12 protein-coding genes are annotated in these 16,778 nt (G+C 71.2%); 3 read left to right on the top strand and 9 right to left on the bottom strand.

Annotated elements, in window-relative coordinates:
• Positions 1-40: 40 nt before the first annotated feature.
• The 9 genes from ACZ3TS_RS30465 to ACZ3TS_RS30425 all read right to left on the bottom strand — a co-directional run bounded on the left by ACZ3TS_RS30465 (position 41) and on the right by ACZ3TS_RS30425 (position 11,329).
• The gene (locus tag ACZ3TS_RS30465) at positions 41-1,108 is read right to left on the bottom strand and encodes a pseudouridine synthase (RefSeq protein WP_467624222.1); all 1,068 of its coding nucleotides are present in this window, start codon (positions 1,106-1,108) and stop codon (positions 41-43) included.
• Complete coding sequence (gene scpB / locus ACZ3TS_RS30460) at positions 1,108-1,779, bottom strand: SMC-Scp complex subunit ScpB (RefSeq protein ID WP_467624220.1); 672 nt, start codon at positions 1,777-1,779, stop codon at positions 1,108-1,110. The genes ACZ3TS_RS30465 and scpB overlap by 1 nt, the downstream gene beginning before the upstream one ends.
• Positions 1,776-2,864 (bottom strand): segregation and condensation protein A, encoded by a 1,089-nt coding sequence (locus ACZ3TS_RS30455; protein WP_467624283.1) that lies wholly within the window; start codon positions 2,862-2,864, stop codon positions 1,776-1,778. Before ACZ3TS_RS30455 ends, scpB begins: the two co-directional genes overlap by 4 nt.
• A gap of 434 nt (positions 2,865-3,298) precedes the next feature.
• A complete protein-coding gene (locus ACZ3TS_RS30450; protein WP_467624219.1) occupies positions 3,299-3,865 on the bottom strand; it encodes a hypothetical protein in 567 nt (188 codons plus the stop codon).
• Positions 3,850-4,983: a ParA family protein gene (locus ACZ3TS_RS30445; RefSeq protein WP_467624218.1), complete on the bottom strand. Its 1,134-nt coding sequence runs from the start codon at positions 4,981-4,983 to the stop codon at positions 3,850-3,852. Before ACZ3TS_RS30445 ends, ACZ3TS_RS30450 begins: the two co-directional genes overlap by 16 nt.
• 408 nt (positions 4,984-5,391) lie before the next feature.
• Entirely contained in the window at positions 5,392-6,516 is a 1,125-nt protein-coding gene (gene ald, locus ACZ3TS_RS30440; protein WP_467624215.1) for an alanine dehydrogenase, read from the bottom strand.
• A 135-nt stretch (positions 6,517-6,651) separates the two neighbouring features.
• The gene (locus ACZ3TS_RS30435; protein WP_467624214.1) at positions 6,652-8,721 is read right to left on the bottom strand and encodes a tetratricopeptide repeat protein; all 2,070 of its coding nucleotides are present in this window, start codon (positions 8,719-8,721) and stop codon (positions 6,652-6,654) included.
• A 203-nt stretch (positions 8,722-8,924) separates the two neighbouring features.
• Entirely contained in the window at positions 8,925-9,566 is a 642-nt protein-coding gene (locus tag ACZ3TS_RS30430) for an NUDIX domain-containing protein (RefSeq protein WP_467624212.1), read from the bottom strand.
• Positions 9,567-9,652: 86 nt separating this feature from the next.
• Positions 9,653-11,329 (bottom strand): CTP synthase, encoded by a 1,677-nt coding sequence (locus ACZ3TS_RS30425; protein WP_467624280.1) that lies wholly within the window; start codon positions 11,327-11,329, stop codon positions 9,653-9,655.
• A 468-nt stretch (positions 11,330-11,797) separates the two neighbouring features.
• On the opposite strand from ACZ3TS_RS30425, the gene ACZ3TS_RS30420 reads away from it, so the two are divergent.
• The 3 genes from ACZ3TS_RS30420 to ACZ3TS_RS30410 all read left to right on the top strand — a co-directional run bounded on the left by ACZ3TS_RS30420 (position 11,798) and on the right by ACZ3TS_RS30410 (position 16,778).
• Positions 11,798-13,600 carry a glycoside hydrolase family 15 protein gene (locus tag ACZ3TS_RS30420; RefSeq protein WP_467624209.1) on the top strand — a complete coding sequence of 601 codons (1,803 nt, stop codon included), beginning with the start codon at positions 11,798-11,800 and terminating at the stop codon, positions 13,598-13,600.
• Positions 13,601-13,699: 99 nt separating this feature from the next.
• Positions 13,700-15,082 carry an FAD-binding oxidoreductase gene (locus ACZ3TS_RS30415; protein ID WP_467624207.1) on the top strand — a complete coding sequence of 461 codons (1,383 nt, stop codon included), beginning with the start codon at positions 13,700-13,702 and terminating at the stop codon, positions 15,080-15,082.
• Between the two features lie 49 nt (positions 15,083-15,131).
• Complete coding sequence (locus ACZ3TS_RS30410) at positions 15,132-16,778, top strand: PucR family transcriptional regulator (protein WP_467624206.1); 1,647 nt, start codon at positions 15,132-15,134, stop codon at positions 16,776-16,778.

The following is a 16,778-nucleotide window of genomic DNA, read 5'->3' as shown; positions in this document are numbered from 1 at the left end:
CCGCCTCGACGAGCCAGAGGCGCGCCCGGAGAGGGAGCGCCTAGAGGTCGACCTCCTTCATCAGCATCCCGACCTCGGTGTTCGACAGCCGGCGCAGCCAGCCCGACTTCTGGTCGCCGAGGGTGATCGGGCCGAAGGCGGTGCGCACCAGCTTGTCGACGGGGAAGCCGGCCTCGGCGAGCATGCGGCGCACGATGTGCTTGCGGCCCTCGTGCAGGGTCACCTCGACGAGGTAGTTCTTGCCGGTCTGCTCGACCACCCGGAAGTGGTCCGCGCGCGCGTACCCGTCCTCCAGCTGGATGCCGTCCTTGAGCTTCTTGCCGAGGTCACGCGGGATCGGGCCCACGATGTGCGCGAGGTAGGTCTTCTTCACGCCGTACTTGGGGTGGGTCAGCCGGTGCGCCAGCTCGCCGTGGTTGGTGAGCAGGATGACGCCCTCGGTCTCGGTGTCGAGCCGGCCGACGTGGAACAGGCGGGTCTCGCGGTTGGTGACGTAGTCACCGAGGCACTGGCGCCCCTCCGGGTCCTCCATGGTGGAGACGACACCGGCCGGCTTGTTGAGCGAGAAGAACTGGTACGACTGCGTGGCCACGGTCAGCCCGTCGACCCGGATCTCGTCCTTCTCCGGGTCGACCCGCGTCCCCTGCTCGGTCACGATCTCACCGTTGACCTCGACCCTGGCCTGCTCGATCAGCTCCTCGCAGGCCCTCCGGGAGCCGTAGCCCGCACGCGCGAGCACCTTCTGCAGCCGCTCGCCCTCCTGCTCGGCCCCCGGAAAGGTCTTCGGCAGCTTGAGGTCCTTCTTGCCGGCGTACCGCTCGCGGTTGCGCTCCTCGGCCCGGGCCTCGTACTCACGGGAGCGCGCGGGCGCCGTACGCCCGCGACCACCCTGCTGGGACTGCTTGGGGCCGCCCTTGGCGCCACCGCGCGCGCTCGTGCCGCGCCCGGACTTGGGGCCGTCCTGCGAGGCGCCGGGGCCCACGTCGTAGCGGCGCTCCTCGGGGCGGGGCTTGCGGGGGCGACCCTGGCCCTGCCGGTCGTCCCTGTTGTTGCCGGCACCGCGGTAGTTACCGCGCCCGCCGCTCTTGCCGCTGCCGCTGCTTCGCATCAAAGTTCCGTCGTCGTGTTCGTCGTGTGATCGTCGTCCGCGCCCGGAGCATCGGGAGCGTCCGGGTCGAACGACGGAACGCCCTCCTGGGTCTCGGCCTCGATCGCCTCCGCCTCCGGGAGGAAGGGCGCGAGTTCCGGAAGCTCGTCCAGGCCACGCAGGCCCATCCGCTCCAGGAAGTAGTTCGTCGTCCTGTACAGGATCGCACCTGTTTCGGGTTCCGTGCCCGCCTCCTCGACCAGACCGCGCTGGAGGAGGGTGCGCATGACCCCGTCGCAGTTGACTCCGCGGACCGCCGAGACGCGGCTGCGGCTGACCGGCTGACGGTACGCGACCACGGCCAGGGTCTCCAGGGCGGCCTGGGTGAGCCGGGCCTGCTGGCCGTCGAGCACGAAGCGCTCGACGGCGGAGGCATAGGCGGCCCGCGTGTAGAAGCGCCAGCCGCCCGCCACGAACCGCAGCTCGAAGCCACGGCCCTGCACGGTGTACTCGTCGGCGAGCTCGCGCAGTGCGTCGCCGATCTGCCGCCGGGGCCGCTCCAGGATCTTCGCCAGGTGCTCCTCGGTGGCGGGCTCGTCCACGACCATGAGGACGGCCTCCAGGGCGGGCTTGAGGTCGAGGTCGGCGACGGTGCTCAGCCCCGCCGGTACGTCGATGGTGTCCTCGCTCATGCCTTCTTCTCCTCCTTGGGCTCCTCGGGCGGCCGGTCGAACTCGTCCGTCACCACGGGCTCCTCGTTCCCGTACCCGCCGGTCCAGCGCACCATCAGCTCGCCGAGGGCGGCTTCCTGCTCCAGCGCCACGGCCTTCTCTCGGTACAGCTCCAGCAGCGCGAGGAACCGCGCCACGACCGTGAGGGTGTCGTCGGTGTCCGCCACGAGCACACGGAAGCTGGCCTCGCCGAGTTCCCGCAGCCGCGCGACCACGATTCCGGCCTGCTCCTGCACGGAGACCAGCGGGGCGTGGATGTGGTCGACGTACACCTGCGGCTTGGGCTTGGGCTGCATCGCCTTGACCGCGAGCCGGGCGAACCCCTCGGGTCCGATGCTGATGACCACCTCGGGCAGCAGCTCGGCGTGATGGGGTTCGAGGCCGACGGTACGGGGATAACGCCGGGCCTCGTCGTCGGTGCGCCGGTTGAAGATATCGGCGATCTGCTTGTAGGCGCGGTACTGGAGGAGCCGTGCGAACAGCAGGTCCCGGGCTTCCAGCAGCGCGAGGTCCGCCTCGTCCTCGACCTCCGCGGCGGGCAGCAGCCGCGCCGCCTTGAGGTCGAGCAGGGTCGCGGCGACGACGAGGAACTCGGTCGTCTGGTCGAGGTCCCAGTCCGGCCCCATGGCCCGGATGTGTGCCATGAACTCATCGGTCACCTTGGACAACGCGACCTCGGTGACGTCGAGTTTGTGCTTCGAGATCAGCTGGAGGAGGAGGTCGAAGGGACCCTCGAAGTTGGCGAGCCGGACCTTGAAGACACCGTCACCGGGCTCGGCCGGAACTCCGGATTCCCCGGCCACGGGTTCCACCCCGACCTCGCGCTCCTCGACCGCGGCGCCGGGCTCGGACGCGGATTCCGGGGCAGCTGCCGGCTCGAGCGCGGCCGCGGTGTGGGACATGGCCGCGGGCTCAGGCTCAGGCATGCCCACGGGGGCGGGCGCGGGCCTGACCGCGGGCTCACGCGCGGGCTTGGACGCGGGCGTGACCGCGTGCCCAGGCGCGGGCCTGACCGCGGGCTCACGCGCGGGCTTGGACGCGGGCATCGCCACGGAATCGGACGCGGGCCTGACCGCGGGCTTGGACGCGGGCACATGCCTGGGCATCGCCACAGGATCGGACGCGGGCGTGGCCACGGGCTCAGGCACAGGCCTGGCCGCGGGCTTGGACGCAGGCGCCACCGCGGGCACGGGCGTGGACGCGTACGCGAGCTCGGGCTCAGACGCGGATTCGGACGCGGACTCCGGCTCGGGCGTGACCGCGGGAGTGGCCTCGGACTCCGGCTCGGGCGTGACCGCGGGAGTGGGCTCGGGCTCGGCTACGAGCGGTGGCTCTTCCGGGGGCTCCGCCTCGGTGGGAGGCGCGGTCGGAGCAATCGGCGCGGCCCGGGGCCCGCGCCCCAGCGCACGCCGACGGCCGGCCGAGCCGGTGGCGGGAGCGGTGCCGTCGTACGAGGTCATAGCCGTCGCAGGCTACCTGCTTACCGCCCCCGCAGCCGACGCACGAGGATGCTGGCGTCCCCCCGGGACTCCAGATCCGCGAGCACCACGGCCACCGCCTCACGCACGATCCGCCCACGGTCGACCGCGAGCCCGTGCTCACCCCGGAGCACGAGACGCGCGTGCTCGAGGTCCATCAGCTCCTCCGCGGACACATACACGGTGATCTTCTCGTCGTGCCGCTCGCGCCCGCTGGGCCGCCGCCCGCCCGCACGCCCCCGCTTGCGCGGCTGGGCCGCGGCAGAACCTTCCTGCGGAGCCTGGCGCCGCCCAGACCGCTCCGCGGTCGTGGACCGCGTGCGGGACTCCCCCGCCTCCGCCTCGGTCACGTCGGCCGCGACGTGCTCGTCGCCCTCCCCGTCGCCGCCCTGCACGGGCACCGACGGCGGTGCGTCCTCCCCCGCTGCCGTCGCGTCGCTCTCGCCCGCGGGAGCCGGCACCCGGGCCTCGCCGTTGGCCTGGCGCCTGGGAGTGGACGCCTGGAGCGCCATTCCCCCGGTGGTACGGAACAGCTCGTCGGCCCCCGGCAGACTCACTCGGCGTGACACCGGGCGAGCACCTCCCTGGCGAGCTGGCGATAGGCGGCGGCGCCGACGGAGTTGGAGGCGTACGTGGTGATCGGCTCACCGGCGACCGTGGTCTCCGGGAAGCGCACGGTCCGGCCGATCACCGTGTGGTAGACGTGGTCGTCGAACGCCTCGACGACACGCGCGAGGACCTCACGGCTGTGCACGGTCCGTGAGTCGTACATCGTGGCGAGGATGCCGTCGAGCTCCAGCTCCGGGTTGAGCCGCTCCTGGACCTTCTCGATGGTCTCGGTGAGCAGCGCGACACCGCGCAACGCGAAGAACTCGCACTCCAGCGGCACGATCACCTTGTGCGCGGCGGTGAGCGCGTTCACGGTGAGCAGACCGAGCGAGGGCTGACAGTCGATCACGATGTAGTCGTAGTCGGGCATCAGCGGCTTGAGGGCCCGCTGGAGCGTCGACTCGCGCGCGACCTCGGACACCAGCTGGACCTCGGCCGCCGACAGGTCGATGTTGCTCGGCAGCAGGTCCATGTTGGGGACCGCGGTCTTCAGCAGGACCTCGTCCGCGGACATGCCCCGCTCCATGAGCAGGTTGTACACGGTGAGGTCGAGCTCCATGGGGTTGACACCGAGGCCCACGGACAGCGCGCCCTGCGGGTCGAAGTCGACAAGGAGCACCCTGCGCCCGTACTCCGCGAGCGCGGCGCCCAGGTTGATGGTCGACGTCGTCTTGCCGACGCCGCCCTTCTGGTTGCACATCGCGATGATCTTCGCGGGGCCGTGGTCGGTCAGCGGGCCCGGGATCGGGAAGTACGGCAGCGGCCGGCCGGTCGGGCCGATGCGTTCACGACGCTGGCGGGCCGCGTCGGGCGCGAGCGTGGCCGCGTACTCGGGGTCGGGCTCGTATTCGGCGTCGGGATCGTAGAAGTGCCCCTCGGGCAGTTCGTCGTAGTCGGCGAAGTGGTTGTGAACCTCGCCCCTCCCGTTGCCGGCCATGGCGTTCACGTGTTGGCCATCCATGCTCTGGTGTGCTGTCGGAGCCAGATGGGGACTCTGGCTCTGGTGGGCTGCGAAGGTACGGACAGCGACGGAGCCGACAGCCTCGAGCCCCGTGGGGCCCGTGCCCCGCGCAGGCATTCCTGGTTGACCACCCCCGGGAGTAAATGTCGACTCATTCACAAGTCGTCTTACCTCCTTGGTGACCAGGAAACTTCTAGATAGGTCAGCGTGGCACCATGCCGACGGTTGGCGACTCTATGGCGTGTCGGCGGTCCGCAGCAACACAATCCGCCGGACCCGGCCCGATGTGTCGGCAATGAAACATCCCGCTGTCAAGGGTGTCCGGGCACCGTTCGCCAGGTTTCACCGGTGTGCGAAACGGTTGAAGGGTTGCGTTCGAGGCGAGTTGAACGAGTGTCGCAAAGTGACCATACACACACCCGGCCGGACCTTGTCGGGCAAGGTCCGGCCAGGTGTTCGCTGTTGACGAGTGAGTTGACCTATCGCCTTGTGGCGCCGGGAAATCGGACCCGGACCTGGGCCGGCTCAGCCGAGCAGGGACTCCAGCTCCACGTGCTCCAGGCCGTGCGCCTCGGCGACCTCCTTGTAAACCACCTTGCCGTCATGGGTGTTGAGGCCCTTGGCCAGCGCGGCGTCGCGGCGCAGCGCCTCGACCCAGCCACGGTTGGCGAGCTCCACGATGTAGGGCAGCGTGGCGTTGGTCAGCGCGTAGGTCGAGGTGTTGGGGACGGCGCCGGGCATGTTGGCGACGCAGTAGAAGACCGACTCGTGGACCTTGAAGGTCGGCTGGGCGTGCGTGGTCGGACGGGAGTCCTCGAAGCAGCCGCCCTGGTCGATCGCAATGTCGACAAGGACACTTCCCGCCTTCATCCGGGAGACCAGCTCGTTGGTGACCAGCTTCGGGGCCTTGGCGCCCGGGATGAGGACGGCGCCGACGACGAGGTCGGCGTCGAGGCACGCCTTCTCCAGCTCGAAGGCGTTGGAGACGACGGTCTGGATCTTCGTGCCGAAGATCTTGTCCGCCTCCTTGAGCTTGTTGATGTCCCTGTCGAGGAGGGTGACGTGGAAGCCCAGGCCGATCGCGATCTGCGCGGCGTTCCAGCCCGAGACGCCACCGCCGATGATGACGGCCTTGCCGGCCGGCACGCCCGGGACACCGCCCGGCAGCACACCGCGACCGCCGTTCGCGGCCATCAGATGGTAGGCGCCGACCTGCGGGGCCAACCGGCCCGCGACCTCCGACATGGGGGCGAGCAGCGGGAGCGCGCGGTTCGGCAGCTCGACCGTCTCGTACGCGATGGCCGTGGTGCCGGACTCCAGGAGGGCGTCCGTGCACTCCTTGGAGGCGGCCAGGTGCAGGTAGGTGAAGAGGATCTGGTCCTTGCGGAGGCGGTGGTACTCCTCGGCCACGGGCTCCTTGACCTTCAGCAGCAGGTCGGCCGTGGCCCAGACCTCGTCGGCGGTCTCAAGGATCCGCGCGCCGGCGGCGATGTACTCGTCGTCCGGGATCGAGGAGCCGACACCGGCGTTCCGCTCGACGACGACCTGGTGGCCGTTGCGCACCAGCTCGTGCACGCCGGCGGGGGTGATGGCCACCCGGAACTCGTTGTTCTTGACCTCGCGGGGGATGCCGACCTTCACGTCGATCACGGTCCTTGACTCAGAGAATGTGGGGCATTGAGCTACATACCCGGACGTGCAGGGGCACATCGGGGGACACCGCAGGAGAACGTGCGGCAGAGCCAGTCTAATGAAGGCGTTCCCGCTGTCTAGCCTTTCATTGCATCAATCTTCAGCGGACGTACTGCGGATTTCGCAGGTGTTAGCACCTTGTTCCGGCGTCTCTGCGTTCTCCTGGCGCTCATCACCCAGCATGCGCTCGGCCGCCCCGCGGTGCAGTCGCGCGGCCGCCGGGTCGCCGAGGTGGTCCAGCGTGTCGGCCAGCCTGAGCTGTAGTGCCGCCTGCAGCCGCGCATCCTCCGCGCGCCGCGCCCACTCGACCGCCTCCTGGCAGGTGCGCAGGGATTCCTCGGGACGGCCGGCGTACTCCTGGACCCGGGCCAGCTCGCTCAAGGCCCGTGCGTGGGCGGCCACATCGCCGTTCCTGCGGTGGCCCGCCACCGCCGCGCGCCAGTTGCGCAGCGCCTCGCCGTAGCGGCCGGCGTACGTGTGGACGGTGGCGATGCGGCCGTAGAGCCGCGCGGCGTCCGCGCTCTCGTCGCGGGCGAGCCGCTGGGCGAGCGCCCGGCCGAACCAGTCGGCGGCCCGGTCGTAGTCACCCAGCTCCTGGTGGGCGCCGCCTACGGATTCCATCGCGCGGCCCGTCGCATACGGGTCCTCCGCCCGCCGTCCGGCGTCCAGCGCGGCCCGGTAGCGCGCCAGCGCCTCTGTCGTACGGCCGGTCTGCGCGTCCAGGTCCGCGAGGTTCAGCAGGGCCGCCGCCTGCTCGCGGGGCAGGTCGCGGCGCTCGGCGATGTCGAGGACGAGACCGTGGATGCCGTACAGCTCGGGCGCGGCCGCCCGGGTGCCGAAATGCGCGACCATGGCCCTCACCAGCGCGGCCATGAGACGCCGGGCCAGCGTGTCCAGCTCACCGTCGGCGACGGCGAGCCGGGCGGCGGCCAGCAGAGCCGGCTGCCGGGTGCGCAGCCAGTCCTCGGCCGCCCGGGGACTCGGGAAGCGCAGGGCCTTGGGCAGCCCGGCCAGCTTCTCCCGGGCCTGCGAACTGTCGGTCTCGGTGATCGCACGGCAGGACTGGAGCAGCCGTACGGTCCGCTCCAGCATCCGCGCGCGGGCCAGCTGCAGCTCGGCCGGGCGGTCCTGGCTCTGGGTGAGGGTACGCAGCAGCGGCAGCAGACAGCCGGGTACTCCGTACTGCGGCGGGGACGAGGCGAGGCGCCGCAGGAAGCCGAAGGCCGCGAAGTCGTCGAGGACGGTGCCGGCCTCCTCCACCGAGCAGCCGGCCAGCGCCGAGGCGGTGTGCGGGTCCACGAGGCCGGCGGGTGCCAGGGAGAGCAGGCGCAGCATCCGCTGGGCGGCGCCCGGCAGCCCCGCGTACGCCAGCCGGAAGACCCGGGCCGGCGGCGGCCCGTCGTCACCCCTGGTGCGCAGCTGCTTGACGAGGTCGGCCACGCCGGCCTTGGGGCGGGCGGCCAGCCAGCCGCCGGCCAGGACCAGCGCGGCGGGCTGGCCGGCGCACTCCTCGACGAGCGCCTCGGCGGCGAGCGGATCGACGGTGACGCGCACCGATCCGGTGTACCGGGTGAGCAGTTCCAGGGCGGACTTGGTGTCGAGGCCGCCCAGGGTGCAGGGGCGCACGTCCGCGATTCCGGTCAACGGGCCCTCGGAGACGGCGACGACGAGGCAGTCCGGCGTGTCGGGCAGCAGCGCGTCGACCTGCTCGGCCGACACTGCGTCGTCCAGCACGAGCAGCGCGCGACGTCCCGCCAGACCCTCGCGCACCGCCTGGCCCAGCTCGTCCTCGGCGGCGCCGGCCGGGGTGGGCAGGTCGAGGGCGGTCAGCAGCTCGCGGGCGGTGGTCCCGGTCGGTACGGGTGTGCCGTCGGGCTCGCTCAGGCGGGCGCGGAGCACGCCGTTCTCGTAACGGTGTGCGACCTGGCGCACCAGCTCCTCGGCGAGCGCCGTTCGGCCGAAACCGGGTCGGCCCGCGATGAGCAGCACACGGGCGCGGGGCGCCTTGCGGCCGGAGAGGGTGTCGAGGCCCGCGCGCTCGATGTCGAGCAGGAGTTCCTTCAACTCCCGTGTGCGGCCGAGGAACTGACCGGCTGCGGCGACGGGAAGCCGGTTGTCCTCCGACAGCTCGACGCCGTGTGTGTCCACCGCCTGATCCGCCACGGGCCACGCTCCCGTCCCACTGCGCACACGGGCCCGCCGGGCCTTGGGCGGGTCGTTCCCAGAGCCTAGTTCACGCTCTGCGACGATCCCGGTGGAGCACGGCGGACACATCCCCCGATCGGATCAGCCGATGGTACGACCGGGAGTATCGGAGGGGCGTGAGGCCCGCGAGCGAGCGCGCCTCACCCGTGGTCACGCTTCGTTCAGGCCTCGAACGGCCGCGCCGGCCAGGGCGCCTCGGCCGGGCGCAGGGCGTCCAGACCGTCGCCGCTGCGCGCGGCGACCAGCGAGAGGACGCCGACGACGAGGCAGTTGTTGTGCAGGTCGCCGGCCAGCACACCCCGTACGAGCTCCTCGACCGGCACCCGGGCCAGCTCCATGTCGGCCTCCTCGTCCTCCACCTCGAAGCGCTGCCCCTCGGCCTCGGACAGATCGCGGGCGAGGAAGACGCGCACCGCCTCGTCGCAGCCTCCGGGCGTGGTGTAGACGTCGGTCAGCACCCGCCAGTCCTCGGCCTTGACGTGCGCCTCCTCGTACAGCTCACGCTGGGCGGCGTGCAGCGGGTTCTCGCCGGGGACGTCGAGGAGCCCGGCAGGGATCTCCCAGAGCTTGTGACGCACCGGATGGCGGTACTGGCGCAGGACAAGGACCCGGCCCTCGTCGTCGAGGGCGAGGACGGCCACCGAACCGGGGTGGACCTGGTAGTCGCGGCGTGCGACCGAGCCGTCGGGCATGACCACGTCCTCGGCGCGGACCGAGGTCTTCTTGCCGACGAACGGGGTCTCGCTCGCCCTGACCTCCCACGCCTCGGGGATGTCGACCAGATTCGCGGCCTTGATCGTCATGTCGCCCTGTTCCTCCCACGCCCTTGCACAAAACCGGGGTACGCCTCCTTCAGGACGCGTACCCCGGCCACCGTACAGCTCTTGTGTTACTTGCCGTTCTGGCCGTTCTTGCGCTCCACGGCCGCCTTCACCAGACCGGCGAACAACGGGTGCGGCCGGGTCGGGCGGGAGCGCAGCTCCGGGTGCGCCTGCGTCGCCACCAGGTAAGGGTGCACTTCGCGCGGGTACTCGACGTACTCCACGAGCTTGCCGTCCGGCGACGTGCCGGAGAACACGATGCCCGCCTTCTTCTCCAGCTCGGCGCGGTAGGCGTTGTTCACCTCGTAGCGGTGGCGGTGGCGTTCCTCGACGTACTCCTTGCCGTCGTACACCTCACGCACGATCGAGCCGTCGGCCAGCTTGGCGGGGTACATGCCCAGGCGCATCGTTCCGCCCATGTCGCCCTCACCCGCCACGATGTCCAGCTGCTCGGCCATGGTGGAGATGACCGGATGGGCGGTGGCCGCGTCGAACTCGGTGGAGTTCGCGTCGGCGATGTCGGCGAGGTTGCGCGCCGCCTCGATCACGATGCACTGCAGGCCGAGACAGAGGCCGAGCAGCGGGATCTTGTTCTCGCGGGCGTACTGGATGGCGCCGACCTTGCCGGAGACACCGCGGTCGCCGAAGCCGCCGGGAATGCAGATCGCGTCCACGTCGGACAGCTGTTTCTGGGCGCCCGCCGGGGTCTTGCAGTCGTCGGACGTGACCCACTTGATCTTCACCCGGGCCTTGTTGGCGAAGCCGCCCGCGCGCAGCGCCTCGGTCACCGAGAGATAGGCGTCGGGCAGGTCGATGTACTTGCCGACCAGGGCGAGGGTGACCTCGTCCCCGGGGTTGTGGACACGGTCGAGCAGGTCGTCCCAGGTCGTCCAGTCCACATCCCGGAACGGCAGGTCCAGCTTGCGGACCACGTAGGCGTCCAGGCCCTCGGAGTGCACGACCTTCGGGATGTCGTAGATCGAGCGGGCATCGGGGCAGGCCACGACCGCGGCCTCGTCGACGTCGCACATCAGGGAGATCTTGCGCTTGATCGCGGTCGGCACCTCCCGGTCGCAACGCAGGACGATCGCGTCCGGCTGGATGCCGATGTTGCGCAGGGCGGCGACCGAGTGCTGGGTCGGCTTGGTCTTCAGCTCGCCGGAGGGACCGATGTACGGCAACAGTGAGATGTGCACCACGAAGACGTTGTCGCGGCCGACCTCGTGGCGGACCTGGCGGACGGTCTCCAGGAACGGCAGCGACTCGATGTCGCCGACCGTGCCGCCGACCTCGGTGATCACGACGTCCACCTCGTCGGTGGCCATGCGCCGGATGCGGTGCTTGATCTCGTTGGTGATGTGCGGGATGACCTGCACCGTGTCGCCCAGGTACTCGCCGCGCCGCTCCTTGGCGATCACCGTCGAGTAGACCTGCCCGGTGGTGACGTTGGCGGAGCCGTCCAGATCGCGGTCCAGGAAGCGCTCGTAGTGGCCGATGTCCAGGTCGGTCTCGGCGCCGTCATTGGTGACGAAGACCTCACCGTGCTGGAAGGGGTTCATGGTGCCCGGATCCACGTTGAGATACGGGTCGAGCTTCTGCATGACGACGCGCAGGCCCCGCGCCTTGAGCAGCATGCCGAGGCTGGACGCCGTCAGGCCCTTGCCGAGCGAGGAGGCGACACCCCCGGTGACGAAGATGTGCTTGGTCGTCGTGGCTGTGCTATTTCGAAAAGCAGCGGGCGGCATGGCCAAGAGGGGGCTCCCGTGGTCGCGGTCTGGGGTGCGGAGCGGCTGGTCCTCCGAAGGGTTTCCGGGGGTTGCCGTCGCTGCGGTTCGGGGGTTTCGTGCCCACCGGTCCACGGGCTACCAGCGTATCAGCGCCCGGACGGGACTGCTTCCGGCCACGCTCCGCACACGTGTCACCATGGACGCGCGACCGTCACCCGTGCCCCACTCGTTCGGCGCACTCGCGTTGTCCCGGGGGGCACGCGGATCATGGAGGTGCGTCGTATCCTGCTCGGACACTCGCTGCCGAGCACACCGGAAAACGGGCCCACCCCCGCCCGTCACCGGAACAACAACAGCTCGTCAGTTCGTTGAACATCGACTACTTCTTTTTCGAATCGGTCGGTGAACAACGCCTTTCTCACCGACCCCATGACCGCAAGAGCGACCGCCCCCCGAGGGCGACGTGGCCGTTCGACTGGAGTTCAATTGGCCGGGCGCATCGAAGACTACGCACTCATCGGAGACATGCAGACCGCGGCGCTGGTCTGCCGGGACGGCACCGTGGACTGGCTGTGTCTGCCCCGTTTCGACTCCCATGCCGTCTTCGCAGGGCTGCTCGGCACGGAGGAGCACGGCTTCTGGCGCCTGGGCCCGGCCCACGCGTCGGACGCCCAGCCGCCTACGGCGACCCGGCGGTCCTACCGCGGCGAGTCGCTGATCCTCGAGTCCGAGTGGGACACTCCGCGCGGCACGGTCCGCATCACCGACTTCATGCCGCCGCGTGACGGCGCCCCTCAGCTCATCCGCATCGTGGAAGGCGTCACGGGCCGGGTACCCATGCGCTCGGCGCTGCGCATGCGGTTCTCCTACGGGCGGGTCGTGCCCTGGGTGCACAAGCACGAGGGCCGCACGGTGGCCGTGGCCGGACCCGACTCCGTGTGGTTCGACACACAGGCCGAGACCTACGGCAGGGCACTCACCACGTACGCGGACTTCACGGTCGCACCGGGTGACCGGATCGCGTTCACGATCTCGTGGCAGCCCTCGCACAAGGAGCCGCCTCCGATGCCGGAGCCCGAGCAGTCGCTGGAGGCGACCGAGGACTTCTGGCGCGAGTGGGTGGAGCACTGTACGTACCACGGCCCCTACCGCGAGGCCGTCATCCGCTCGTTGATCACCCTCAAGGCCCTGACCTACGCGCCGACGGGCGGCATCGTGGCCGCGCCCACGACCTCCCTGCCGGAGGAGATCGGCGGCGTGCGCAACTGGGACTACCGCTACACCTGGCTGCGCGACGCCGCGATCACCCTCTCCTCGCTGCTGCGCACCGGTTACCGCGAGGAGGCCCGCGCCTGGCGCGAGTGGCTGCTGCGAGCCGTCGCAGGCGATCCCGAGAACCTCCAGATCATGTACGGCATCGCGGGGGAACGGGAGCTGGGCGAGGCCGAGCTGGACTGGCTGCCCGGCTACGAGAACTCGGCTCCGGTGCGCGTCGGCAACGGCGCCGCGCACCAGCTGCAGCTCGACGTGTACGGAGAGGTCACCGAGGCCCTGCACCTGGCCCACATGACGGGCCTGGCGCGCAACGACTACGCGTCCCTGCTCCAGCTGAAGCTGATCCGCTACCTGGAGCAGCACTGGGACGAGCCGGACGAGGGCATCTGGGAGGTGCGCGGCCCCCGCCGCCACTTCGTGCACTCCAAGGTCATGGCCTGGGTCGCGGTCGACCGCACCATCAAGCTAATCGAGTCCGGGGACGCGGACGGCCCGCTGGAGAAGTGGCGCGAGCTGCGCGACGACATCCACCGGGACGTGTGCGAGAAGGGCTACGACAAGGAGCGCAACACCTTCACGCAGTCGTACGGCTCCAGGGAGCTGGACGCCTCGCTGCTGCTGATTCCGCAGATGGGCTTCCTGCCGCCGGACGACAAGCGGGTGATCGGCACGATCGAGGCGATCCAGCGCGAGCTGTCCACGACCGACGGCTTCATCCTGCGTTACCCGACCTCGGGCGAGGAGGAGGGCGTCGACGGGCTGCCGGGTGACGAGGGCGCGTTCCTCGCCTGTTCCTTCTGGATGGCCGACGACCTGGCGATGATCGGCCGCGTGGACGAGGCCCGCAAGCTCTTCGAGAAGCTGCTCGCCCTACGCAACGACCTGGGCCTGCTCGCAGAGGAGTGGGACCCGCGTCTGCAGCGCCAGGTCGGGAACTTCCCGCAGGCGTTCAGCCACGTCCCGCTGATCGACACCGCCCTGCGTCTGACGGCGTCCGGCGCGTACGGCGGCTGAGTCCGGTCCTGCCGCGCACCGCCGCCGAACAGGACCGGTGCACCGTGCCCGCCTAGGCTGAGGCGTGAGGTGTCCCCTCGCTGGAAGGGGGCGGCTGCCATGGCTCCCCTTGGGAAGGCGGGCGCGGCGCTCGACGCGCTCCGCGCCGATCTGGCCGGCGACGTCTTCGCCCCCCGCGACCCGGGCTATGACGAGGCCCGCACCGTCTTCAACGCGCTGATCGACCGCCACCCGGCGGTGATCGCGCAGTGCGAGGGGCAGGCCGACGTCGTCCGGGCGGTGCGCTTCGCCCGGGACCTGGATCTCAGGATCGCCGTCCGTGGAGGCGGCCACAGCGTCGCGGGCATGGCGCTCAACGACAACGGCCTGGTGGTGGACCTGCGCCGGATGCACGAGGTCACGGTCCATCCCGGGTCGGCGTCGGTACGGGTGGGGGGCGGCGCCGTGATGAGCCATCTGGACCGCGCCACGCAGCTCCACGGTCTGGCCACCACCGGCGGCCGGGTCTCCACGACCGGCGTCGGCGGCTTCGTGCTCGGCGGCGGCAACGGCTGGCTGGACCGGGCCTTCGGTCTCGCCGTCGACAACCTGCTCGATGTCGAGCTGGTGACCGCGGACGGCACCACGGTGCTCGCGACCGCCGAGGAGAACCCCGAACTGTTCTGGGCGCTGCACGGCGGCGGGGGGAACTTCGGCGTCGCCACCGCGCTCACGCTCAAACTGCACGAGCTGCCCGAGTTCTCCATCGCCCTGCTCATGTTCCTGCCCGAGAGGGGCCCGGAGGCGGTTCGGACCTACCGCGACATCATCGCCACCGGCCCTCCGGAGATGGGCGGAGCCGTGCTGTACCTGACCGGCCCACCCGAACCGTTCGTCCCCCGACATCTGGTCGGGACGCTGCTGTGCGCCGCGCTGGTCACGTACACGGGCGGTGAGGAGGACCTGCGCAAGCTCGCCCGACCGCTGCTGGCGCTGCCGCACGAGTGCGAGGTCGTGTCCGCGATGCCGTACGCCGACGTCCAGTGCATGCTCGACGACCCACCCGGGCTACGGAACTACTGGTCGGCCGAGTATCTGACCGCCCTGCCCGACGAACTGGTCGACATCTTCTGCGCCCGCGCTCCCTCGATGCCCGTCCCCAGCTCGTGTCAGCACGTGCTGTTCCCGCAGGGCGGCGCGATCGCCTCCGGGCCCGCCGGGTACCCCGTCCCCTACCGGGACGCGTCCTGGACCGTGTACCCCTTCGGCGTCTGGGCGGATCCGGCGGACGACGAGCAGGCCCTGCAGTGGGTCGGGGACGTGCGCGCCGACGTCAGGCCCTGGCGCACGGGCGCGGTCTACCTCAACTTCATCGGGGACGAGGGCAGGGACCGGGTGGTGGCCGGCCTCGGCACCGAGAACTTCAACCGGCTGGCGCGGATCAAGCGGCAGTACGACCCGGACAACGTGTTCCGGTACAACCACAACATCCCGCCCGCCTGACCGGGCTCCGGCGGTGCGCCCCGGGCGTCCGCGCAGGTAGCGTCACCGCATGGACAGCCGTTTCGACCCCCAGGGCACCCAGGGCGCCGGGATCACCGTACAGCGGGCGCTGGAGCTGCCCGGGCTGCGCAGTGGGCTGCCGGAGGTGCTGGCCGGCTCGGACCGGCTGCAGCGCACGGTGCGCTGGGTGCACGCGGGTGAGGTACCGAACATCGCCTCGCTGCTCAAGGGCGGCGAGCTGCTGCTGACCACGGGCTACGGTCTGGGCACGCGCCCCGCCGACCAGCGCGCGTTCGTCCGCACCCTGGCCGAGCGCGGTATCGCGGCCCTGGTGGTGGAGCTGGGACCGCGCTTCACCCGGCTGCCCGCCGCCCTCGTCGAGACGGCCCGCACGGCCGGGCTTCCGCTCGTCCAGCTGCACCGCGAGGTGCCGTTCGTGGCGGTCACCGAGGAGATCCACACCGAGATCGTCAACGGCCACTACGCGCTGCTCCAGCAGGCCGAGGAAGTGCACCGCCGCTGCACCGAGGCGCTGCTCGGCGGGGGCGGGGTGCCCCAGGTCCTGGGCATCCTGGCCGACTTCAGCGGCAATCCGGTGTTCCTGGAGACCGCCGACGGACAGCTGCTGTACGCCGCCGGGACCGGGCCCGCGGACACCGACCCGCTCCAGGTGTGGGAGGGTCTGCGCGGCCAGCACAAGGACGAGCCCCCGGCCGGGACGACCCTCGTCGACGTGCCGGGCGGCGGCCCCGGCACGGGTTCCGTACGGGCCCGGCTGGTGTTGCTGCCGGTGAGCGCGCCGGTGGCGCCGGTGCACCGGATCGCCGCCGAGCGGGCCGCAGGCATCCTCGCCGTGGTCCTGATGCAGGCCCGGCAGGAGGAGGAGCTGGCGGCTCGGGGGCGCGGCGACTTCCTCACCGACCTCGCCGAGGGCCGTATCGCCGCCGAGGGCGCGCCCGCGCAGGCCCGGGTGCTGGGCTTCAAGCCGGGCGCCGGCCCCCTGCTGCCGGTGGTGATGCGGCTCGCGGACGGCCTCGCGCCGGGCGGCGGGGGCTGGGCGGTCCTGGCGCGGGCGGTCGCGGAGGAGCTCGCCTCGGTGGGCGTACCGGTCCTGCTGGGCGTACGGCCGGTTGAGGGCCGGGTGCCGCTGCTACTGGCTCTGCGCTCGGAGTCGGAGCGCTCGGCGGTCGCCGACCGGGTGGCCGCGGCGCTGCGTGCGGGTGTGGAGCGGGCCGGCATACAGCGGCCGGGCGTGCGGCCGCCGGTCGTGGTGGTCGGCGTCGCGGGCGGCTGGGCCGCGGCGTCGGCGGGACTGCGGCACGCTGCGGAGACGGCGACGGCGGCGCAGGGTCTGCCGGAGCACCCCTGGTACGACGCGCGCCGCCTCGACATCGACCTGCTGCTGTGGCGGTTGCGCGACCACCCGGATCTGGCGGCCTTCGTGGACCGAGCAATCGGTCCCCTGCGCGACCACGACCACCGCTCCAAGCCGCCGCTGCTGCCCACGCTGGAGACATATCTGGCGCATGCGGGCCGCAAGGCGGAGACGGCCCGCGAGCTGCATCTGAACCGGCAGACGCTCTACAACCGGCTGGGCCGGATCGGGGAGTTGCTGGGCACGGACCTCGACGACCCGCAGACGGTCCTCGCCCTGAGCCTGGCACTGCGGGCGCGCAGACACGTGCCCCAGGCGTGA

The organism is Streptomyces sp. NPDC022910 (assembly GCF_055561075.1).
Note: the sequence above shows the minus strand (reverse complement) of the source record. Positions and strands in the feature narration are given on the sequence as shown.